Source organism: Microtetraspora fusca, from assembly GCF_001570365.1.
Classification (GTDB): domain Bacteria; phylum Actinomycetota; class Actinomycetes; order Streptosporangiales; family Streptosporangiaceae; genus Microtetraspora; species Microtetraspora fusca.
This window is the reverse complement of record NZ_BBYK01000040.1, coordinates 89,314-109,131: the sequence shown is the minus strand read 5'-3', so window position 1 is coordinate 109,131 and position 19,818 is coordinate 89,314. Positions and strand designations below refer to the sequence as shown.

Below are 19,818 nucleotides of genomic sequence, written 5' to 3'. Positions count from 1 at the left end.
CAGTCCGCGGTTCATCCCGTGCTCAAGAAAACACGGGCCCGGCAGGTCCGTGGACGCAGTCAGGCGAGGGCGGGGTCGAGCACCACGTCCTCGCCGTGCGTCGTGGGCGCCTCGGGGAAGTGGCAGGCGGTGAGGTGGCCCTCGCGGTTCCCGACGAGCTGGAGCAGCGGCGGCGCCTCCGCGGCGCACCGCTCCTGGGCCTTCCAGCAGCGCGTGCGGAACCGGCAGCCGGTGGGCGGGTTGATCGGGGACGGCACGTCGCCCGCGAGCCGGATGCGCTGGCGCGGCACCTCGTCCACCGTGGCCTCGGGGACGGCCGACAGCAGCGCGTGCGTGTACGGGTGCCGGGGCCGCGTGTAGATCGACTCGCGGTCGCCGATCTCCACGATCTTGCCGAGGTACATGACCGCCACGCGCTGGGAGAAGTGCCGGACCACGGCCAGGTCGTGCGCGATGAAGAGGAACGCGATCCCGAGGTCGCGCTGGAGCTCCTGGAGCAGGTTGATGACCTGGGCCTGGATGGAGACGTCCAGCGCGGAGACCGGCTCGTCCGCGATGATCAGCTTGGGGTTCAGCGAGAGCGCCCGGGCGATGCCGATGCGCTGCCGCTGGCCGCCGGAGAACTCGTGCGGGAACCGGTTGTAGTGCTCGGGGTTGAGCCCGACGGTCTCCAGCAGCTCCCGGACCCGCTTCTCGCGGCCGCCGGGCGGGTTGAGGCCGTTGATCTGCATCGGGCCGCTGATGATCGTGCCCACCGTCTGGCGCGGGTTCAGCGAGCTGTACGGGTCCTGGAAGATCATCTGGATCTCGGGCCGGATCGGCTTCAGCGCCCGCCGGGAGGCGTGGCTGATGTCAGCGCCCCGGTAGAGCACCTTTCCGAAGGTCGGCTCGTACAGCCGGGAGGCCAGCCGGCCCAGGGTGGACTTGCCGCAGCCCGACTCGCCGACCAGGCCGACCGCCTCGCCCTCGCCGACCTTGAGGTCGACGCCGTCCACGGCGTGCACGTTGCCCACCTGGCGCTTGACGATGAAGCCGCCCATCACCGGGAAGTACTTGGTGAGCCCCTTGAGTTCCAGCAGCGGTTGCATCAGCGGCCTTCCATGAGCTGGGTGAAGATCTCCTGCTTCTGCGTCAGGGTGAGATAGCACGCGTCGCCGTGCCCGCGCTCCGGCGACAGCTCCGGCAGCTCCGTGGAGCACAGGTCGGGGCCGACCTGGTTGCGGTAGTCGCAGCGAGGGTGGAAGCGGCAGCCGGAGGGCGGGTTGAGCAGGCTCGGCGGCGTCCCCCGCACCGGCTTGAGCGGCACGTCCACGGACGAGCCGAGCCGCGGGGCCGAGGACAGCAGCCCCCAGGTGTACGGGTGCCGGGGCGCGCCGAGGACCTCGCGCACCGTGCCGCGCTCGGCGGCCCGGCCGGCGTACATGACGAGGACGTTGTGCGCCGTCTGGGCGACCACGCCGAGGTCGTGCGTGATCAGGATGATGGAGGTGCCCATCTGGTCCTGGAGGTCCTTGAGCAGGTCGAGGATCTGCGCCTGGACGGTCACGTCGAGCGCGGTGGTCGGCTCGTCGGCGATGACCAGCGCGGGGTCGCAGACCAGCGCCATCGCGATCATCACGCGCTGCCGCATGCCGCCGGAGAAGTGGTGGGGGTAGTCGTCCACCCGGACCTTGGCGTTGGGGATGCCGACGCGTTCGAGCATCTCGACCGCCCGGTCGCGCGCCTCGCGCCTGCTCGCGCCCTTGTGCTTGCGGTACACCTCGCCGATCTGCCGGCCGACGGTGTGGAACGGCGAGAGCGCGGTCAGCGGGTCCTGGAAGATCATGGCGATGCGGTTGCCGCGCAGCCGCTCCAGGGCGCCGCGGCTCGCGCCGACCAGCTCCTGGTCCTCGAACCAGATCTCGCCGCGGATCTCGGCCTGCTCGCTGCTGTGCAGCCCGAGGATCGTCAGGTTGGTCACGGACTTGCCGGAGCCGGACTCGCCGACGATGCCGAGGGTGGTGCCCTTCTCGACCTCGAAGGAGAGCCCGTCCACCGCCTTGACGACCCCGTCCTCTGTCTGGAAGGAGACGTGCAGGTCCTGGACGGACAGGAACGAGTCGCTCCGGCGGCCCCGGCCGGTCTCGGTGATCGTGACGGCGGTCAAGCGATGGCTCCTAGCTGAGGCGGACGCGCGGGTCGATGACGGCGTAGAGCGCGTCGACGATGACGTTGAAGACGACGATCGCGGCGGCGGCGAGCAGGACGGTGGCCATCAGCATCGGCAGGTCGTCGTTGTTGACCGACTGGATCGACAGGCGGCCGATGCCCTGGAGGCTGAAGGTCGTCTCGGTGATGATCGCGCCGCCGATGAGGGTGGCGAGGTCGATGCCGAAGATCGTCGCGATGGGGGTGAGCGTGCCGCGCAGCGCGAACCGCAGCACGACCGTCCGCGCGGACATGCCCTTCGCGCGTGCCGTGCGGACGTAGTCCTCGCTGAGCTGTTCCACCATGGTCGAGCGGGTCATGCGGGTGTAGTTGGCGGTGAAGATGATCGCCAGGACGATCCACGGCAGCAGCAGGCCGTACGCCCAGCCGATCGGGTCCTCGGTGATCGGCACGTAGCGGGGCCGTTCGATGATCTGCCACTGGAAGACGAGGAAGTACATGGCGAGGGTGCCGACGAAGTAGATCTGCACCGAGGCGCCGATCAGGGACGACACGCTGGCGACCTTGTCGAGCGCCTTGCCCTGGTTCAGCGCGGCGATGATGCCGGTGCCGACGCCGAAGAGCAGGAAGATGATCGCCGCGCCGACGGTCAGCGAGAGCGTCACCGGCAGCCGGTCGACGATCGTGCCGAAGACCGGCTCCCGGTTCACGAACGAATAGCCCAGGCAGGGAGCCGGGCAGTGCCCCAGCTCTTCGTAGTCGCGGCCGACGAAGATCCCGGAGACCCACTCGACGAACTGGACGAAGATCGGCTGGTCCAGGCCGAGGTTGTGCCTCGCCTGGACGAGCGTCTCGGGCGGGCAGACCTTGCCGCAGGCGAGCCGGGCGGGGTCGCCGGGTACGGCGAAGAAGAGGAAGAACGTCACGGCGGCGACGATCAGAAGGATGAACGCCGCGCCGAGACCTCTGCGAGTCAGGAAACGAAGCACTGGAGCTCCTGTGCGGGGCTCCGGGGCGCCTCGCGCGAGGCGCCCCGGAGGCGTGGCCTACTGCTGCTTCACGAAGATGGTGTTCGGGGAGACGACCCAGCTGATCGGGTCGATCTCGGCGCCGCCGATCAGCGAGCCGTTCAGCTGGTTGGAGATGCTGTTCACGTCGGGGATCAGCGGCGTCACCTTCTCCATGATGGTCTTGTCGAGGGCGCCCCACGCCTTGTTCGCCTCGTTGGCGTCGCTCATGCCCTGGATGCGCTTGATCTCCGCCTCGATCTCCGGGTCCTTCAAGTGGGAGACGTTCTGCCCGCCCTCGACGACCGGTCCGAAGATCACCGGGAAGACCGTGGCCGCGTTGGGCCAGTCGGCGCCCCAGCCGCCCCAGTAGATGTCGAACCCGTTGTCGATCTTGGTAACCGAGTCGTACCAGGTCTTGGGGTTGAGCGGCTTGGCGACGACGTTGATGCCGGCCTTCTCCAGCGCCGTCTTGATCGCGACGGTGACGCGCTCCTGGGTCGGCGTCTGGTTGTAGGCGTAGACGATCGTCGGGTGCGGGTTGCTCGACTGGGCGAGCAGCTCCTTCGCCTTCTCGACGTCACCCTCGGGCTTGGCCCTCTTGTTGAAGAGGTCGTATTCCTGGTAGCCCGCCAGGGTGGGGTTGAGGATCGTGGTGGAGATCACCGAGGAGGCCGGTCCGCCTCCGATCTGCTGGATCTGCTTGGCCGGCCACGCGTAGTTGATCGCCTGGCGGATCTTGATGTCCTTCACCCGGTCGAGGTTGAAGTAGTAGTAGTCCGCGTACGGTGACGGCTGGCTCAACAGGCGCGGCTTGAGGGCGGGGTCGGACAACACCTGCTGGAGCCGCTCCGGTGCGACGTGCGTGTAGAAACTGAACGTCTTCTTGTCGTCACCCGCGTCGGCGATGAACCGGTCGGTGACCTGGAGGGCCTGGTAGCCGAACTCCAGATGCCACTTGTCCGGGTACGCGCCGCGGATCGGGTCGGTGGCCGGGTCCCAGTTCGGGTTGCGCTCCAGATCCATCGACTTGTCCGTGACGTGGTTGGCGATGATGTACGGACCGCTGGAGAAGGGCTCCTTGTCGTACTTCTCCTTGGTGTCCTTCGCCTTGGGCACGATGCCGTAGGTCGTCATCGCCAGCGCGAAGTTCGCGTCGGCGTGCGGCTCCTTGAACTTGAAGACGATGGTCTTGTCGTCGGGAGTCTCGACGTTGTCGAGGTGCTTGCCGTCGTAGGGGCCCTTGTAGGCCTTCTTGTAGTTCTCCTGCGTCAGCCACTGCTGGACGTAGGGGGCGCCCTCGGTGCTGTAGGAGGCGAAGAGGCGCTCGATGGACCACTTCACGTCACCGGAGGTGATCGGGGTGCCGTCCTGCCACTTCACGCCGTCCTTCAGCGTGAACTTCCAGGTCTTGCCGCCGTCGGACACCTGGCCGGTGTCGGTGGCGAGGTCGCCGACCAGCTTGTAGTCGTTCTTCGCGATCCGCTTGTAACCCGTGAGCTGGCGGGCGTATACCAGGGCGAAGTTGCCCTCGGTGTTGGAGTAGATGCGGCCCGGGTCGAGGTGGGCGTAGTCGTCGCGGTCGATCATGGTGATCGTGCCGCCCTTGACGACGCCCTCCGGCGCGATCGCGGGCCCCTTGGAGTCGTCGGCCGTGCCGATGGTGATCTTCGGCGCGGTGTTGGCGGACGGCCCCCGGTCCGACGCGGCGCCGGACGGGTTGCCGGCGTCGGCGGGCGTCCCGCCTCCGCCGCCCTTGGCACAGGCGCCGGTGAGAGCCAGGACGCCGACGGCGAGAACGGCCACCGTCGAACGCTTGCGGATGGACATGTCGCTCCTAATCTGGGGGATCTGCGGGAGACGCGGTCAGCGTCTGATCTTGGGGTCGAAGGCGTCGCGCACGGAGTCTCCGAGCAGGTTGAACGCGATGACGAAGATCAGCAGGGCGATGCCGGGGAACATCAGGTAGGTGATGTCGTCGGTGTAGACCTCGGTGCCGCGCAGGAACATGCGGCCCCAGTCCGGGGTCGGCTCGATCATGCCGACGCCCAGGAAGGACAGTGCGGCCTCGGAGGTGACGAGGGCGGGCAGCAGCAGCGTCGACTGGATCAGGATCGGGGTCCACAGGTTGGGCAGCAGTTCCCGGAAGACGATCCGGGCCGGCGAGGCGCCGGTGACCTTGGCCGCCTCGACGAACTCCCGTTCGCGCAGGGAGAGCACGTTGCCGCGCAGCAGACGCGCCAGCCCGGCCCAGCCGAAGACCGTCAGGAAGGTGATCAGCGCCGCCGCGCGCAGCCAGACCGGCGTCTCCTCCTCCGGCTTGACCATGATGTTCTCCAGCACCGGCATGAACGCGATGATGAAGAGCGTCGAGGGGAACGACAGCAGGACGTCGATCACGCGGCCGATGAGGTAGTCGGTCCTGCCGCCCACGTAGCCGGCGACGATGCCGATCACGATGCCGATCAGCGTGGTGGCGACCGTGGCCGCCAGCGCGATCAGTAGCGAGGTGCGGATGCCGTACACGAGCTGCATGAAGACGTCGCGGCCGAGGCCGGGCTCGATGCCGAACCAGAACTCCGAGCTGATGCCGCCGTTGGGCAGGAGCGGGAAGCCGAAGTCGTTCAGCAGGCCGGGCCGGTCCTGGCCGTAGGTCGTGTAGGGGTCCTTGCCGTACAGCAGGGAGATCAGCGGGGCGGCGACGGCGACCAGGATGAAGAGCAGGACGATGACCGCCGAGATCATGCCTGTCGGGTCCCGGCGGAAGCGCCGCCACATGAGCTGGCCGGGTGATCGTCCGACCAGGTCTCCGCCGGACGCGGCGGGTGCGATCGCCGCCGTCGGCTCTGCGGTGGTCTCTGAAGGGATCGTCATCGCGATGGAGCTCCCGAGAGGGACATCAAAGGTCGGTAGAAATCCCGACTTGAGGGAACTTTGGCAAGTTATTTTCCGTGGGTCAATGAGAGGGCGGACGTCATTTATTTCTTGCCTGGTTCGTGCTCCAAAGTAAATCACCTTGTGTCGAGGTGAGGCGTTGACCTGGGTGGATGTTGCGAGAGACCATGTCGACTATACGTATGAGCGTATGTCACGATTTCGTGACGCAATCCGGATGATGTTGCGGTGCAATTCGCCGGAATCGCGGCTTTCGGGGAATTGCCGCAGTCGAATCGGAGTGATTTAACCGCGTGTTTCGGACAGTCCTTTTCGGGGCTCGGCGTCGCGGGGGGCCGGCCGGCCCGGGTTCCCGGGTGCGCTGTCCGCGAGCGTTCGCCGGGATTGAGGGGGCGGCGCGGAAGGAAGCGAGGACCGGACGTCCGGCGAAGCGGGCTTCGCGAGGACCGGGGGTTCCCTCCGGCGAAGTGGCCCCTCGGCCAAGGTTCATGGACGCCGCGCGAGGGGCGGGGCGTCGATGCCAAAGAAGTGTTTGACACCTTGAAGCGTCAAAGATAGCTTTGGCATATGCGAGTCACCGACCCTCGCGCCATGCGGGCAGTGGCGCACCCTCTGAGACTGGATCTGCTCGACTTGCTGGCCCGTATCGGACCCGCCACGGCGGCGACCTGCGCGCGACATCTGGGCACCAGCCAGGCGTCCTGTTCCTTCCACCTGCGCCAGCTCGCCAAGTACGGCTTCGTGGCCGAGGCCCCTTCGTCGACCGACCAGCGGGAGCGGCCATGGAAGATCGTCGACGTCGAGCAGCAGTGGTCTCCGGGCACCCCGGCGGCGGCCGAGTTCGAGCGGGTCTACATCGAACGCGAGGCCGTCCGCATGCTGGAGTGGATCGAAGGCCGCAAGCACGCGCCGGAGGAGTGGCGAAAGGCCGGATTCACCTCCACCGTCACGGCTCCTATGACGGCCGAGGAGCTCGACGAACTGGGCGAAGCATTCAGGAAACTCATGGAGCCGTACGCCGATCGGATCGCCGGGCGCGCCCCGGCGCCGGAGGGCGCGCGTTTCGTCCGCATCCTGACGAACGCGTCCCCGCTTCCCTCCACCGGCGACACCGAAAAGGACGGTCCCGAGAAGGACGGTCCCGAGAAGGACGGTCCCGAGAAGGACGGTCCCGAGAAGGACGCCGGGACGGAGTGACCCGCCGGCACAGCCACGCGGGCGAGGCGAGACGCGCCGCGGTCGCCCTTATCCACCCCCTGAACGAAAGCAGATGAGCACGATGGACGACATGCGGAAGGCCGCCGAGATGGGGCTGGCCGACATCAACCGGGCCCACGCCGAACTCGTCGCGGAGACCGGCCTGCGCCGTCGCCTCCGCGCGGCGCGACGCGTCCGCGCGGGCGACGCCGAAGACCGGATGGCGGCGAGCATCCTCGGGGGTGTGCGCCATCGGCTGGCCGCCGCCATGCGCGGCCTGGCCGACGGTATCGACCCCCTGCCGCGCCCGATGTGCGAGCCCTGATGCTCAGGGCAGCCGTACGCCTCCTCCTGCGGGCCGGGAAGCGTCGGCCCCAGGCCGCCGGGCGTCGGCTTCGGGCCGGAAATCGCCCACTCCCAGCAGGGAACCTGGTGCGGAAGTACCTGCTCCGAACGGAGAACCGCCGGTTTCGGGGGGAAGCACCGACCAGGCCGCGCTCGGCCCCGAGCGTCGGGGGTGGATCGAGAGTCCCGGAGTCGTGGGAGGCGCCGGAGTGCGCCCGACTACCTCGGGGGACCGTCCGCCCGCCCGTGTTGGGCGGAGATGGGACGGGCCCCCGGCCGGGGAGGGGGCGGCCGGGGGCCCGGGTTCGGCGGATGCCTAGCTGACGGCCGTGTTGATCTCGGCGAAGTGGCAGGCCACATGGTGGCCGTCGCCGCGGTCGGTCAGCGGAGGCTCCTCGCTGATGCAGATGCTCTGCGCCTTCCAGCAGCGGGTGCGGAAGCGGCAGCCGCTCGGCGGGTCGATCGGGCTCGGCACGTCACCGGTGAGGATGATCCGCTCCCTGCGCCGCTCCACCGCCGGATCGGCCGTCGGGGCCGCCGAGAGGAGAGCCTGGGCGTACGGATGCATCGGCCGGTCGTAGAGGTCGTCGCGGTCGGCCATCTCCACGATCTTGCCCAGGTACATCACCGCGACCCGGTCCGAGATGTGCCGGACCACCGACAGGTCGTGCGCGATGAACACGTACGCGAGGCCGAGCCTGTCCTGCAGGTCCTCCAGCAGGTTCACCACGCCGGCCTGGACCGACACGTCCAGCGCGGAGACGGGCTCGTCGAGGATCAGCAGCTTCGGCTCCAGCGCCAGCGCCCGGGCGATGCCGACGCGCTGACGCTGCCCGCCGGAGAACTCGTGCGGGTAGCGGTTGCCGTGCTCGGGGCTGAGCCCGACCATGCGGAGCAGCTCGGCGACCTTCTCCGGCCCCGTGGACTTCCACAGGCCGTGGACCTTGAGCGGCTCGGCGATGATGTCGTTGACCGGCATCGTCGGGTTGAGTGACGCGTAGGGGTCCTGGAAGACGATCTGGATGTCCCGCCGTACGGCCTGCATCTGCTTGGCCGTCATCGTGGTCAGTTCCTTGCCCTCGAACCGGACGGAGCCGGAGGTGGGCCGATGGAGCTGCAGGATCGCGCGTCCCGTCGTGGACTTGCCGCAGCCGGACTCGCCGACGACTCCGAGCGTCTCGCCCCTGTCCACCTGCAGGGAGACGCCGCTGACGGCCTGGACGTGGCCGACGACCCGGCGGATGAGGCCGGTCCCCCTGACGGGGAAGCGCATCACCAGGTCCTCGACCTCCAACAGAGGCGTGTTCTCGGTCATGAGGTCTCGCTGTTCGTGCGGAAGAACGCGGTCGGGTCCGTGGCCTCGGCCAGCCGGGGCCAGTGGTGGCAGGCGGCCAACTGCGTGCCGGTGTCGGTCTCCTCCATGGGCGGCTCCGCCGTACGGCACTTGTCGTCGGCGAGCGGGCAGCGCGGGGAGAACGGGCAGCCCACCGGCAGGTTGATCAGCGAGGGCGGCGTGCCCTTGATCGGCTGCAGCCGATCGCCGGAGACGGACGCCGACGGGATCGACCCGAGCAGGCCCACCGTGTACGGCATGCGGGGCTGGGCGAAGACCTGGTCGACCTCGCCGATCTCCACCGGCTTGCCGGCGTACATGACGAGGACGCGGTGGGCCATGCCGGCGATGACGCCGAGGTCGTGCGTGATGAGCACGATCGCGGCGTCCACCGCGTCCTTGACCTCCAGCAGCTTCTCCAGGATCTGCGCCTGGACGGTCACGTCGAGCGCCGTGGTCGGCTCATCGGCGATGATCACGTCCGGGTTGTTGATGATCGCCATGGCGATCATCGCGCGCTGCCGCATGCCGCCGGAGAACTCGTGCGGATAGCTGCGCAGCCGGGCCTCGGCCTGGGGGATGCCCACCAGGTCGAGCATCTCCTTGGCGCGGGCCATCGCCTCCTTGCGCGGGATCAGCTCGTGGGCCAGCACCGCCTCGGCGAGCTGGTCGCCGATGGTGTGCACCGGGTTGAGCGCGGTCATCGGGTCCTGGAAGACCATGGCGATCTTGCGTCCACGCAGCCCGCGGCGCTTGCGCTCGCTCATGGCCAGGACGTCCTCGCCCCTGTAGCGGATGCTGCCGGTGATCCTGGCGCTCTTGGGCAGCAGGCCCATGACCGCCATCGACGAGACCGACTTGCCGGAGCCGGACTCGCCGACGATGCCGAGCACCTCGCGCTCGCGCACCGTGTAGGACACCCCGCGTACGGCCTGCACGAGGCCGTCGTCGGTGGGGAAGCTGACCTGGAGGTTCTCGACCTTCAGGATCTCGGTCTCGCCGGGGCGCTTGGAGTCCGACAGGCGCCGACCGATGTGGACACCCTGTGTGTTGGTCGTCATCAGTTGCGCACCCGGTTCTGTCGAGGATCGAAGGCGTCGCGCAGGCCGTCGCCGATGAAGTTGACCGACAGCGCGATCGCGATGATGAAGATGCCCGGCCACCAGAAGAGCCACGGCCGGGTCACCATGGCGCTGCGGTAGGTCTCGATGAGCTGTCCGAGCGAGGTGTCCGGGAGCTTGACGCCGAATCCGAGGAACGACAGCGCCGTCTCCAGCAGGATGCCGGAGGAGACCGCGAGCGTGGCGCTCACGATGATCACGCCGAGCGTGTTGGGCAGGATGTGCTTGAAGATGATCCGGTTGGCGGACGTGCCCACGGCGCGCGCGGCCTCCACGAACTCCTTCTCGCGCAGCGACAGGAACTGGCCGCGGACCAGGCGGGCGACGCTGGTCCAGGTGATGATGCCGAGCATCAGGGCCAGAAAGTACGGGCCCAGGTTGCCCGCCATCCGGCCGACGACGGCGCCGATGACGATGACCGGGATAGTGATCATCACGTCGGTGAACCGCATCAGCACCGACTCGGCCCAGCCGCGGAAGTAACCGGCCAGGGCGCCGATCACGGTGCCCACGACCGTGGAGACCAGGCCGATGGCCAGCGCCACGATGATCGAGATCTGCGCGCCGCGCATGGTGAGCGCGAAGTAGTCCTTGCCGAGGTTGTCCTGGCCGAACGGGTGCTCGCCGAGGTGGATGCCCGTGCCGCCGAGGAACTCGGGGAGCAGGCTGAGCGTGGGACGCCCACGGTCCAGGACGGTGCCGGTGCCTGTCCATGACTTGTCCCACCAGCCCGGGATCGGCCCGAAACCGATCGAGGAGAAGGCCAGGATGAAGACCAGGGCGAACAGGGCCAGGCCGAACAGCGCGCCCTTGTGCCGGAAGAACCTGCGGGTGACGAGCTGGCGCTGGGTGCGGGCGGCGATGGTCATACCCTGCGTGTCGACGCCGGGCTCGACCTGCTCTGTGTTCAGTGTCATCGAAAGTGTCTCCGCTCCGTCACGACAGCCGGATGCGCGGGTCGAGGTAGGCGTAGGCGATGTCCGCGATCATGTTCCAGATCACGATGGCAGCACCCGCGACCAGGAAGAAGCCCATGATCGGCATGGGGTCCACTGCCTTGAGCGCCTTGTTGAACATCTCTCCCAGCCCCCGCCAGCCGAAGACGTGCTCGGTGACGACCGCTCCACTGAAGACCCCGGCGAAGTCGAGCGCGAGGATCGTGGTGATCGGAATCATTCCGTTGCGGAACGCGTGCTTGATGATCACGGTGCGCTCGGGCAGGCCCTTGGCCCGTGCCGTACGGACGTAGTCGTGGTTCATCACCTCCAGCATGCTGGCCCTGCTGTAGCGCGAGTGACCGGCCAGGCCGATCAGGATGAGCGCCAGCGTGGGCAGCAGCAGGTGCATGGAGGCGTCCAGCGAGACGTTCCAGAAGTCACCGGTGTAGTTGGGGGTCTCGGACCCGATCGTGGCGACCGGACGGCCACGCACCGAGGTCACGTAGCCTCCCCATGCCTGGAGGAGCCGGTCGAAGAAGATCAGACCGCCGGTGAGCAGCCCGCTGAAGATGGCCACGGGGATGGCCTGGCGGCGCAGCAGCCCGCCCAGCATGTGACCGAGCACCCAGCTCACCACGATCGTGAGGAGGCCGAGCCCCAGGATGGAGAGCATGTTCGCGTCGGACAGCACCTGCTGCAGCGGGTAGTACAGCAGCGCGCCCACGCCCGCGGCGGCCAGCGCCGCGTACATCGGCTGGAGGTTTTCCCAGCCGGAGACCAGCACCGCGACGCCCGCCGCAGCCGCGAGCGACACCACGAGGACGAAGGGGAAGCCGAGGCCGGGGTCGGCGAACCAGCGGCTCGCGGACAGGGCGTAGAGGATGACGGCCGTGACGACGAGTCCGATGCCGAAGGCGATCAGTTTCCCGCGCCGCCCCCCGTTGTAGATCGAGGCCCAGACCAGCCCGGCGAACACGGCGGCCGCCAGGATGACCCAGGTGGGTATGACGGGGTCGCGCAGCCAGTCGTTGAACTCGATCGCCACGTACTGCTTGAGCATCGTCGCCACCCAGAAAACCGGTAGCGAGAAGCACACGAACGCTGCGAAGGTGATCCCGTGGTCGAAGCTGCTGTACTGGCGCAGCGCGGAGATGATACCGATCGTGACGCCGATGAACGCGCCCAGCAGGGTCGCCACGATGACGAGCTGGAGGGTGGCCGCGGTCGCCTGGGCGAGCTGGGCGCTGACCGGGTTGCCGCTCTTGTCGACGCCCAGGTTTCCGTGAAGGAGGTCGCCGAGCCAGCCGAGGTAGCGGACGGGGACCGGGACGTCGAGTCTCATGGCCGCGGTACGGGCCGCCATCTGCGCCTGCGCCTGCGGGGTCGACTGCTCGCGCAGATCGGCGAGCGGATCCCCTGACAGGGCCACCAGGACGAACATGATGAATGTCGCGGCGAGCAAGACGAGGCACGATATGGCCAGCCGCCGCGCGATGAATGCAAGCATTTCCCCGACCTCCTGCGGGTGACGGGCCGGCCGTGGCGGGGTGGCGGGGCGCGACCCGGTGATCCGGACCCGCCGGACCGCCTGGTGAGGCGGAGCGCCGGCGGACCGGTGGTTCATGAGATGTGGCGACGCCCTCAGGCGCCACGCGAGGCCGGGCTCGCGCCCGGCCTCGCGGCCGTCAGGAAGTCACCTGACCTGCTGTGTCGTCAGGTTGCCACCCGACTTACTGCATGGCCCACTGGTGCATGTTCCAGGTGATGGAGGCCTGGGAGGGGTTGGGCTGGACGTTCGCCAGGTTCTCGCTCCACGCGGCGAGCGCCGGCTGGGAGTAGAGCGGGATGGTGGCCAGGTCGTCCCAGAGGATCTTCTCGATCTGCTTGATGATCTCCTGCGTCTTGGCCGGGTCGGTCTCGCCGAGCATCTCGTCGGTGAGCTTGTCGACCTCCTTGTTGGAGTAGCAGCCCTTGTTGTTGCCCTTGCCCTCGGGGGTGCACTTCTTGACGGTGCTGTAGGTGGAGGTCCAGCCGCTGTTCAGGGCCGAGCCGGACCAGCCGAAGAGCGCGACGTCGAAGTTGCCGGTGGCGAGGTCGCCGCTCTCGTCGAAGAACTTCTCGCTGCCGGTGTCCTCGATGTCGAAGCCGGCCTGGTCACAGGAGGCCTTGATCAGCTCGACGACCTGGGTGCGGCGCGGGTTCGGCTGGTTGTAGCCGATCCGGACCTTCACCTTCTTGCCGCCGAGCAGCTTCTTGGCGCCCTCGATGTCGACGGTGTTCCACTTGTCGCCGCCGCTGAAGGAGACCGCCTCGGCGTAGCCCGGCTGGAACGGGGCGATGTTGCGCACGTCCATCGGGGCGGCCTGCGGGTTCTGCGGCTTGATCAGGTTGTCGACGATCTGCTGGCGCGGCACGCAGAGCGCGAACGCCTTGCGGAGGTTGATGTCGTCCTTGAACGGGCCCTTATTGAAGTTGAAGTCCAGGTGGTCGAAGAGGAACTGGTCACCCGTCTTCACCGTGACACCGCTCAGCCCGTTGAGCTGGGCCAGGACGTCGGGGTTCGACTGCGGCTCGATGATGTTGGTCTCACCGTTCTGCAGCGCCTGGACCTGCTCGTCCTGCGGGATGAAGCGGATGACGACCTTGGCGGCCTTGGCCTTCTCGCCCCAGTAGTTCTCGTTCCTGGCCAGCGTGATGGACTGACCCGGCGAGTAGGAGTCGATCAGGAACTGGCCGGAGGAGGGCATGAGCTTCTTGTCCGGCAGCTTGCCGTTGAAGAGCCAGCCCTTGTTGTAGAACTGGGCGGCCTTCTTCAGCTTGGCCTTGTCACCCGACTTGATGGCGTCGACCAGCTGCTCGACCGTGAGCCCGCCCTGCTCGGCGACGATGTGCGCCGGCTGGGTGACCATCGTCATGGCTTCCCAGTCGACGAAGGACTTCTTGTACTTGAGCGTGACCTCCTTGTCGCCGACCTTGCAGTCGGGCATCTCGACCCGGGGCCACTGCTCGGTGTCGATGAAGGAGAAATCGGGGAACTTGCCCGAGCCCGTGGCGTAGGTCAGCAGCACGTCGGCGCAGCCGATCGGCTGGCCGTCGGACCAGGACGCGTTCGGGTTGAAGGTGTACTTGACCGTCAGCGGGCTGTCGGAGACCTTCTCGTAGGTCGCCATGTCCGTGTTGCGCTGGACCGATCCGTCCGCGCCGAAGTACCAGACGTCCGGCAGCACCCGGTTGAGAACGATCGCGTCCTTGGAGGAGTACTCCTCGGACGTGTTGTTGTTGTAGGAGCCGATCTCCTGCTCGTGGGCGTGGGTGATGGTCTGGGTGTCGGCGGCGGGGGCGTTGCTCGCCGGAGCGGTGCCCTCAGCGGCGGGCGTCTTCTCGCCGGAGCCACAGGCGGTCAGCAGGATCGCCGCTCCTGTGGCAACCGCGAGGAACTTTCCGGTCCTCCGTGCGTATGACACGAATTTTCTCCTCAAAGGCATGAGCTGTCACAACTCTCCCGGATAACTAGCACCATTTCGTTTCTTGACGGAAGAGGGTAGGAACGGAACGTTGTGAATCTGATGCCTGGTTCACACGGTCTGCTGAGCTTTGTCCCGATCTATAACGACCCGATCGTCCCAGCTCACGGGATCGTGACGCGATCTTCACACAATCAAGACATTTTGACTTCTGGTGTTAGATTTTCGGATTTAGTGTGGTGTCGTGAACCGAGCGGGGACCTATCGGAGGCCGATCACGACGGCCGTCCGGGGCGGCTTCGCCTTCGGCGCCCTCGGCGTTCTCGGCACGACGGCAGGAGGCCGACATGAGCGGCAGCGGCGGCACGGGCGTCCGCGCGGGCGGGACGGAACGCGGCACGGGCGTCCGCGCGGGAGCCCGCGGGCGCGAGGACCACGGCATCTTCGGCCCCGGCTCGGTGACCTGGCGGGTGATGGGCGAGCCGATCCTCATGGTCGGCGGCTTCCGGGCGCTGCTCATGCAGGGCCTGCACCCGCGCGCCATGCGCGGCGTCCTGCAGAACTCCGCGCTCCTCGACCCGGCCGAGGCCTGGGCCCGGTTCCAGCGCACGACCGACTTCGTCCGCGTGCGGACCTTCGGGACCACGGCCGAGGTGGCCGCCGCCGGAGCCCGGGTGCGCCGCATCCACGCCGCGTTGACGGCGTTCGACCCGGACCGGGACGAGCGGTTCCGGCTCGACGACCCCGACGCGCTGCGCTGGGTCCACGTCGGCGAGGTCGACTCCTATCTGTCGGTCGCCCGCCGGGCGGGCGTCTCGCTGAGCGACGCCGACGCCGACCGGTTCGTGGCCGAGTGGCGGCGCGCCGCCGAGGTCGTCGGGCTGCGGCCGGACGACGTCCCCGGGACGGTCGCCGAGCTGCACGACTACATGGAGGAGCGGCGGCCGGGCCTCTACTTCGTTCCCGAGGCGTCGCATCCGCTGCTGCTGGCGCTCAACGCGCCGCTGCCGCTGCGTCTCGCCCCGCTCAGGGCCGTTCTTCCGATGATCATGACCCTCGCGTTCGCGTCGCTGCCCCGCTGGGCGCGCCGCCTGTACGGCCTGCCCGCCACGCCGCTGGGCGACCTGTGGGCGAGCGCCACGCTCAGGACGCTGCACCGGGGGCTCGGCCTGGTGCCCGCCCAGATGCGCTACTCGCCCGTCGCGCTCCGGGCCAGGGAGGCCGTCGCCGCGTACGAGGCGCTCCACGCCTGACTCGACGCCCCCTTGGGGGTGGGTTGGGAGCGGTTTGCCAGGCCATGGCAGACTGATAAGCGGGAGCGAACCCGGCACTCGGGTACGCGACCACGCATAAGACAGAGAGCAAGCGTGCTCCGGGGTCGGTGAAATTCCGAACCGGCGGTGACATCCGTCCCCTCTCGGGGACGCGGTGAAGTCCGCGACCCGGCCGAAGCCATCGGCCGGTGGACCTGGTGCGATTCCAGGACCGACGGTCATAGTCCGGATGGGAGGAAGCGCGCGAACGGGTGACCGGCCGTTTCACGGCGGGTCCGGCGTAGCCGGGCCGGCCGGCGGCGACGCCACCCGTGCGACGCGGCCCGCGTGGCCGCGTCCTTTCCACACCCCGGGGCCCGCCTGGCGACACAGGCGAGGAGGAGTGACCGGGGTGAGCGAGCAGATCCCCGCGACCCGCGAGGGCGCGGTCCCCGTCGACACAGCCGTGGGCGGCGCCGACCCCAGGGACGTGCCGCACATGCGGCGCGCCGTCGCGCTCGCGGCCCGCGGCCTCGGCACCACCAGCCCCAACCCCGTGGTCGGCTGCGTCGTGCTCGACGCCGCCTCCGCCGTCGTGGGCGAGGGCTTCCACGCCTACGCCGGAGGGCCCCACGCCGAGGTCGTCGCGCTGCGCGAGGCGGGGGAGCGGGCCAGGGGCGGCACCGCCTACGTGACCCTGGAGCCGTGCAACCACACCGGCAGGACCGGCCCCTGCGTGCAGGCGCTGCTCGACGCGGGCGTCGCCCGGGTCGTGGTCGCCGTCGCCGACCCCAACCCCGTGGCCGCCGGAGGCGTCGAACGGCTCAGGGAGCGCGGCGTCCGGGTCGACGTCGGCGTGCTGACCGAGGAGGCCGAGCGGGTCAACACCGCGTGGCTCACCTCCGTCCGGGCCCGCCGGCCGCACGTGACCTGGAAGTTCGCGGCCACGCTCGACGGCAGGTCCGCGGCGCGGGACGGCACCAGCAAGTGGATCACCTCCGGCGAGGCCCGCGCCGACGTCCACCGGCTGCGCGGCGAGTGCGACGCGATCGTGGCGGGGATCGGCACGGTCCTCGCCGACGACCCCCTGCTCACCGTCAGGACGTCCGAGGGAGTCGACCCCGAGCGGCCGCCGCTGCGCGTCGTCGTCGACTCGGCCGCGCGCACGCCGGAGGCGGCCCGCGTCCTGTCGGGGACGGCGCCCACCCTGGTCGCGGTGGCCGCCGACGCCGTCGTTCCGCCGCACCTCGCCGACGTCGTACGGCTGCCGCGCACGCCGTACGGGCTGGACCTGCGCGTGCTCCTGGAGGAGCTGCGGCGGCGGCAGATCGTGAGCGTGCTCGTGGAGGGCGGGCCGCGGCTGGCCGGGTCCTTCGTCAGGGAGGGCCTGGTGGACCGGGTCGTCGGCTATCTCGCCCCGGCGCTGCTGGGGGCGGGGGCGGCGGCGCTCGGCCCGGCCGGTGTCGCCACGATCGCCGACATCCACCGCTTCGAAATCGAAGATGTCACCCCCATCGGGCCGGACCTGCGGGTCGTGCTCCGCCCCGGAGTCTCCCCGGGCTCCGGGGACGCCGCCGCGTCCCTCCGGCCGGCACCATCGAAGGAGAACTGAGATGTTCACCGGAATCGTCGAGGAACTGGGCGAGGTCGTCGCGATCGAGCCGCTCGCCGACTCGGCCCGCCTGTCGGTGCGCGGCGAGATCGTCACCGCCGACGCCGTCCACGGCGCGTCGATCGCGGTCAACGGCGTCTGCCTGACCGTCGTCGACGTCGCGGACGGCGTGTTCACCGCCGACGTGATGAAGGAGACCCTGGACCGCTCCTGCCTCGGCGTGCTGGTGCCGGGCTCGCGGGTCAACCTGGAGCGGGCCGTACGCGTCGACCAGCGGCTCGGCGGCCACATCGTGCAAGGCCACGTGGACGGCACCGGCGTGGTGCTCACCCGCGAGCCCGCCCAGCACTGGGACGTCGTGCGGATCTCCCTGCCGGCCGAGCTGGACCGCTACGTCGTCGAGAAGGGCTCGATCGCGGTGGACGGCGTCAGCCTGACCGTGGCCGGCGTGGACACGGGCGGCTTCGCCGTCAGCCTGATCCCGACCACGCTGGAGATGACCACCCTCGGCCGCAAGCAGCCGGGCGACCCGGTCAACCTGGAGGTCGACGTCCTCGCCAAGCACGTCGAGAAGCTCATCGGCGCGCACGGCCTCGGGGTCCGGCCGTGAACTGGGCGGAGGCGGGGTTCGAGGTCCTCGGCCGGCACGTCGCCTGGTCCGACCTGCTGGGCAACGCGTGCGCGCTGGCCACGCTGTGGCTCGCGATGAAGCGGACGATCTGGACCTGGCCGGTCCAGTTCGCCGGCTCGGTGCTGCTGTTCGCCGCGTCGATCAGCGCGCACATCACGGGAAACGCGCTCAAGCAGGTGCTGTTCGGCGCGCTCGCGATCTACGGCTGGGTCCGCTGGTCGCGCCGCAGCCGCGACGGCGCGCCGCTGGCCGTCCGCTCGGCCACCGCGCGCGAGCGCGTCGCGCTGGTCACCGCGCTGGCCGCAGGGACCGTCGCGGTCGCCCTGCTCTTCCAGTACCTCAACTCCCGCGGCCTGAACGTGTCGTGGGCGCCGTGGCCCGACGCGTACATCTTCGTCGGCAGCGCGGTGGCGACCTGGGCGCAGGGGCGGGCGCTGGTCGACTTCTGGCTGCTGTGGGTCGCCGTCGACCTGGTCGGCGTCCCGCTGGCGTTCCACTCGGGGCTGGTCGTCTCCGGCGCCGTCTACGCCGTCTTCTTCGTCCTGGTCCTGATCGGGTTCCGCGACTGGCTGCGCCAGTCCCGCACGCTGGAGGCAGTTACCACATGAGCATCCGTCTGGACCCGATCGAACGGGCCGTCGCCGACATCCGCGAGGGCCGGCCGGTCGTCGTGGTCGACAACGAGCACCGCGAGAACGAGGGCGACATCATCTTCGCCGCGGCCAGGGCCACGCCCGAGCTCGTCGCGTTCATGATCCGGCACACCAGCGGCGTGATCTGCGTGGCCATGGAGGGGGGCGAGCTGGACCGGCTCGGCCTGCCGCTGATGGTCCACGAGAACAAGGAGCGCATGCGCACCGCGTACACGATCAGCGTGGACGCCAGGGACGGGGTGACCACCGGCATCTCGGCCGCCGACCGGGCGCGGACGATCCGTACGCTCTGCGACTCGGCCACCGAGCCGTACGAGCTGGTCCGGCCGGGGCACATCTTCCCGCTGCGATACCGGGAGGGCGGCGTGCTGGTCCGCCCCGGCCACACCGAGGCGTCGGTGGACCTGGCCCGGCTGGCCGGCCTCGCCCCGGCGGGCGCCCTCGCCGAGGTCGTCAACGACGACGGCACCATGAAGCGGCTGCCCGCCCTGCGCGAGTTCGCTGACGAGCACGACCTCGCGCTCGTGACGATCGAGCAGCTCATCGACTACCGCAAGCGCACCGAGCGCATGGTGACCAGGGTCGCCGAGACCCGCATCCCCAACCGGTACGGCCTCTGGCGGGCCTACGGCTACTCCAGCGCGCTGGATGGCGGCGAGCACCTGGCGCTCGTCTACGGCGACCTGGCCGACGGCGAGAACGTGCTGGTGCGGGCCCATTCCGAGTGCCTCACCGGCGACGTGCTCGGCTCGCTGCGCTGCGACTGCGGCGTGCAGCTCGACCACGCCATGCGGGCCATCGCCGAGGACGGCCGGGGCGTCGTGGTCTACCTGCGCGGCCACGAGGGCCGCGGGATCGGCCTGCTCGCCAAGCTCCGCGCGTACGGGCTGCAGGACAACGGCAGCGACACCGTGGACGCCAACGTGGAGCTCGGGCTGCCGGTGGACGCGCGGGAGTTCTCCAACGCCGCCCAGATGCTCGCCGACCTCGGCGTGAAGTCCGTGCGGCTGCTGACCAACAACCCCGCGAAGGTGCGCGGCATGGACGGCTACGGCATCAAGGTGCTCGGCCGCGAGCCCATGCCCGTGGCGGTCAACCCGTACAACGAGAAGTACCTCACGGCCAAGCGCGACCGGCTCGGCCACGACATTCCCAATGAGGAGGAGACGGCATGAGCGAGCGGATCGACGGGCGCGGCCCGTCCGAGCACGGGGCCCGGGA

At 69.2% G+C, this 19,818-nt stretch carries 17 protein-coding genes and 1 riboswitch; of the genes, 7 read left to right on the top strand and 10 right to left on the bottom strand.

The window, feature by feature from the left end; translation table 11 throughout:
- Window positions 1-59: 59 nt before the first annotated feature.
- From AWQ68_RS05915 to AWQ68_RS05895, 5 genes are read right to left on the bottom strand one after another with little or no spacing between them, the layout of a single operon-like run.
- Entirely contained in the window at window positions 60-1,088 is a 1,029-nt protein-coding gene (locus AWQ68_RS05915) for an ABC transporter ATP-binding protein (protein ID WP_066935915.1), read from the bottom strand.
- Window positions 1,088-2,146 (bottom strand): ABC transporter ATP-binding protein, encoded by a 1,059-nt coding sequence (locus AWQ68_RS05910; RefSeq protein WP_066935912.1) that lies wholly within the window; start codon window positions 2,144-2,146, stop codon window positions 1,088-1,090. The genes AWQ68_RS05915 and AWQ68_RS05910 overlap by 1 nt, the downstream gene beginning before the upstream one ends.
- A 10-nt stretch (window positions 2,147-2,156) precedes the next feature.
- Window positions 2,157-3,137 carry an ABC transporter permease gene (locus tag AWQ68_RS05905; protein ID WP_066935909.1) on the bottom strand — a complete coding sequence of 327 codons (981 nt, stop codon included), beginning with the start codon at window positions 3,135-3,137 and terminating at the stop codon, window positions 2,157-2,159.
- Window positions 3,138-3,194: 57 nt separating this feature from the next.
- On the bottom strand, window positions 3,195-4,985 hold the full coding sequence (locus tag AWQ68_RS05900) for an ABC transporter substrate-binding protein (RefSeq protein WP_066935906.1): 1,791 nt from the start codon (window positions 4,983-4,985) through the stop codon (window positions 3,195-3,197).
- 36 nt (window positions 4,986-5,021) lie between these two features.
- The gene (locus AWQ68_RS05895; protein WP_084463689.1) at window positions 5,022-6,029 is read right to left on the bottom strand and encodes an ABC transporter permease; all 1,008 of its coding nucleotides are present in this window, start codon (window positions 6,027-6,029) and stop codon (window positions 5,022-5,024) included.
- Window positions 6,030-6,617: 588 nt separating this feature from the next.
- Here AWQ68_RS05895 and AWQ68_RS05890 point away from each other — a divergent pair.
- Window positions 6,618-7,247: a winged helix-turn-helix domain-containing protein gene (locus AWQ68_RS05890; protein ID WP_084463688.1), complete on the top strand. Its 630-nt coding sequence runs from the start codon at window positions 6,618-6,620 to the stop codon at window positions 7,245-7,247.
- Window positions 7,248-7,320: 73 nt separating this feature from the next.
- Entirely contained in the window at window positions 7,321-7,572 is a 252-nt protein-coding gene (locus tag AWQ68_RS05885; protein ID WP_066935901.1) for a hypothetical protein, read from the top strand.
- Window positions 7,573-7,908: 336 nt separating this feature from the next.
- On the opposite strand, the gene AWQ68_RS45890 is transcribed toward AWQ68_RS05885, so the two are convergent.
- The 5 genes from AWQ68_RS45890 to AWQ68_RS05860 form a co-directional block, all read right to left on the bottom strand.
- The gene (locus AWQ68_RS45890) at window positions 7,909-8,907 is read right to left on the bottom strand and encodes an ABC transporter ATP-binding protein (RefSeq protein ID WP_066935898.1); all 999 of its coding nucleotides are present in this window, start codon (window positions 8,905-8,907) and stop codon (window positions 7,909-7,911) included.
- Entirely contained in the window at window positions 8,904-9,986 is a 1,083-nt protein-coding gene (locus AWQ68_RS45885) for an ABC transporter ATP-binding protein (protein ID WP_084463687.1), read from the bottom strand. Before AWQ68_RS45885 ends, AWQ68_RS45890 begins: the two co-directional genes overlap by 4 nt.
- Complete coding sequence (locus AWQ68_RS05870) at window positions 9,986-10,963, bottom strand: ABC transporter permease (protein ID WP_066935895.1); 978 nt, start codon at window positions 10,961-10,963, stop codon at window positions 9,986-9,988. Before AWQ68_RS05870 ends, AWQ68_RS45885 begins: the two co-directional genes overlap by 1 nt.
- A 19-nt stretch (window positions 10,964-10,982) precedes the next feature.
- On the bottom strand, window positions 10,983-12,491 hold the full coding sequence (locus AWQ68_RS05865; RefSeq protein ID WP_066935892.1) for an ABC transporter permease: 1,509 nt from the start codon (window positions 12,489-12,491) through the stop codon (window positions 10,983-10,985).
- Between the two features lie 223 nt (window positions 12,492-12,714).
- Window positions 12,715-14,448 carry an ABC transporter family substrate-binding protein gene (locus tag AWQ68_RS05860; protein WP_066935890.1) on the bottom strand — a complete coding sequence of 578 codons (1,734 nt, stop codon included), beginning with the start codon at window positions 14,446-14,448 and terminating at the stop codon, window positions 12,715-12,717.
- A 347-nt stretch (window positions 14,449-14,795) separates the two neighbouring features.
- Between AWQ68_RS05860 and AWQ68_RS05855 the strand changes: the two genes are divergently transcribed.
- The 5 genes from AWQ68_RS05855 to AWQ68_RS05835 all read left to right on the top strand — a co-directional run bounded on the left by AWQ68_RS05855 (window position 14,796) and on the right by AWQ68_RS05835 (window position 19,772).
- Entirely contained in the window at window positions 14,796-15,701 is a 906-nt protein-coding gene (locus AWQ68_RS05855; protein WP_084463685.1) for an oxygenase MpaB family protein, read from the top strand.
- 110 nt (window positions 15,702-15,811) lie between these two features.
- Window positions 15,812-15,969: riboswitch (FMN riboswitch) on the top strand.
- A gap of 144 nt (window positions 15,970-16,113) precedes the next feature.
- Window positions 16,114-17,313 carry a bifunctional diaminohydroxyphosphoribosylaminopyrimidine deaminase/5-amino-6-(5-phosphoribosylamino)uracil reductase RibD gene (gene ribD / locus AWQ68_RS05850; RefSeq protein WP_245655768.1) on the top strand — a complete coding sequence of 400 codons (1,200 nt, stop codon included), beginning with the start codon at window positions 16,114-16,116 and terminating at the stop codon, window positions 17,311-17,313.
- Window position 17,314: 1 nt separating this feature from the next.
- Window positions 17,315-17,923 carry a riboflavin synthase gene (locus tag AWQ68_RS05845; RefSeq protein WP_066935887.1) on the top strand — a complete coding sequence of 203 codons (609 nt, stop codon included), beginning with the start codon at window positions 17,315-17,317 and terminating at the stop codon, window positions 17,921-17,923.
- Window positions 17,920-18,552, top strand: a complete 633-nt coding sequence (locus AWQ68_RS05840; RefSeq protein WP_066935884.1) for a nicotinamide mononucleotide transporter family protein — start codon at window positions 17,920-17,922, stop codon at window positions 18,550-18,552. The genes AWQ68_RS05845 and AWQ68_RS05840 overlap by 4 nt, the downstream gene beginning before the upstream one ends.
- Window positions 18,549-19,772 (top strand): bifunctional 3,4-dihydroxy-2-butanone-4-phosphate synthase/GTP cyclohydrolase II, encoded by a 1,224-nt coding sequence (locus AWQ68_RS05835; RefSeq protein ID WP_066935881.1) that lies wholly within the window; start codon window positions 18,549-18,551, stop codon window positions 19,770-19,772. The genes AWQ68_RS05840 and AWQ68_RS05835 overlap by 4 nt, the downstream gene beginning before the upstream one ends.
- The last annotated feature ends 46 nt before the right edge of the window (window positions 19,773-19,818 follow it).

Bases quoted from the DNA above. Each gene is read 5' to 3' on its own strand.
- AWQ68_RS05835 (WP_066935881.1), top strand. From the start codon at position 18,549: ATGAGCATCCGTCTGGACCCGATCGAACGGGCCGTCGCCGACATCCGC.
- AWQ68_RS05855 (WP_084463685.1), top strand. From the start codon at position 14,796: ATGAGCGGCAGCGGCGGCACGGGCGTCCGCGCGGGCGGGACGGAACGC.
- AWQ68_RS05890 (WP_084463688.1), top strand. From the start codon at position 6,618: ATGCGAGTCACCGACCCTCGCGCCATGCGGGCAGTGGCGCACCCTCTG.
- AWQ68_RS05900 (WP_066935906.1), bottom strand. From the start codon at position 4,985: ATGTCCATCCGCAAGCGTTCGACGGTGGCCGTTCTCGCCGTCGGCGTC.
- AWQ68_RS05870 (WP_066935895.1), bottom strand. From the start codon at position 10,963: ATGACACTGAACACAGAGCAGGTCGAGCCCGGCGTCGACACGCAGGGT.
- AWQ68_RS05885 (WP_066935901.1), top strand. From the start codon at position 7,321: ATGAGCACGATGGACGACATGCGGAAGGCCGCCGAGATGGGGCTGGCC.
- AWQ68_RS05845 (WP_066935887.1), top strand. From the start codon at position 17,315: ATGTTCACCGGAATCGTCGAGGAACTGGGCGAGGTCGTCGCGATCGAG.
- AWQ68_RS05865 (WP_066935892.1), bottom strand. From the start codon at position 12,491: ATGCTTGCATTCATCGCGCGGCGGCTGGCCATATCGTGCCTCGTCTTG.
- AWQ68_RS05915 (WP_066935915.1), bottom strand. From the start codon at position 1,088: ATGCAACCGCTGCTGGAACTCAAGGGGCTCACCAAGTACTTCCCGGTG.
- AWQ68_RS45890 (WP_066935898.1), bottom strand. From the start codon at position 8,907: ATGACCGAGAACACGCCTCTGTTGGAGGTCGAGGACCTGGTGATGCGC.
- AWQ68_RS45885 (WP_084463687.1), bottom strand. From the start codon at position 9,986: ATGACGACCAACACACAGGGTGTCCACATCGGTCGGCGCCTGTCGGAC.
- AWQ68_RS05895 (WP_084463689.1), bottom strand. From the start codon at position 6,029: ATGACGATCCCTTCAGAGACCACCGCAGAGCCGACGGCGGCGATCGCA.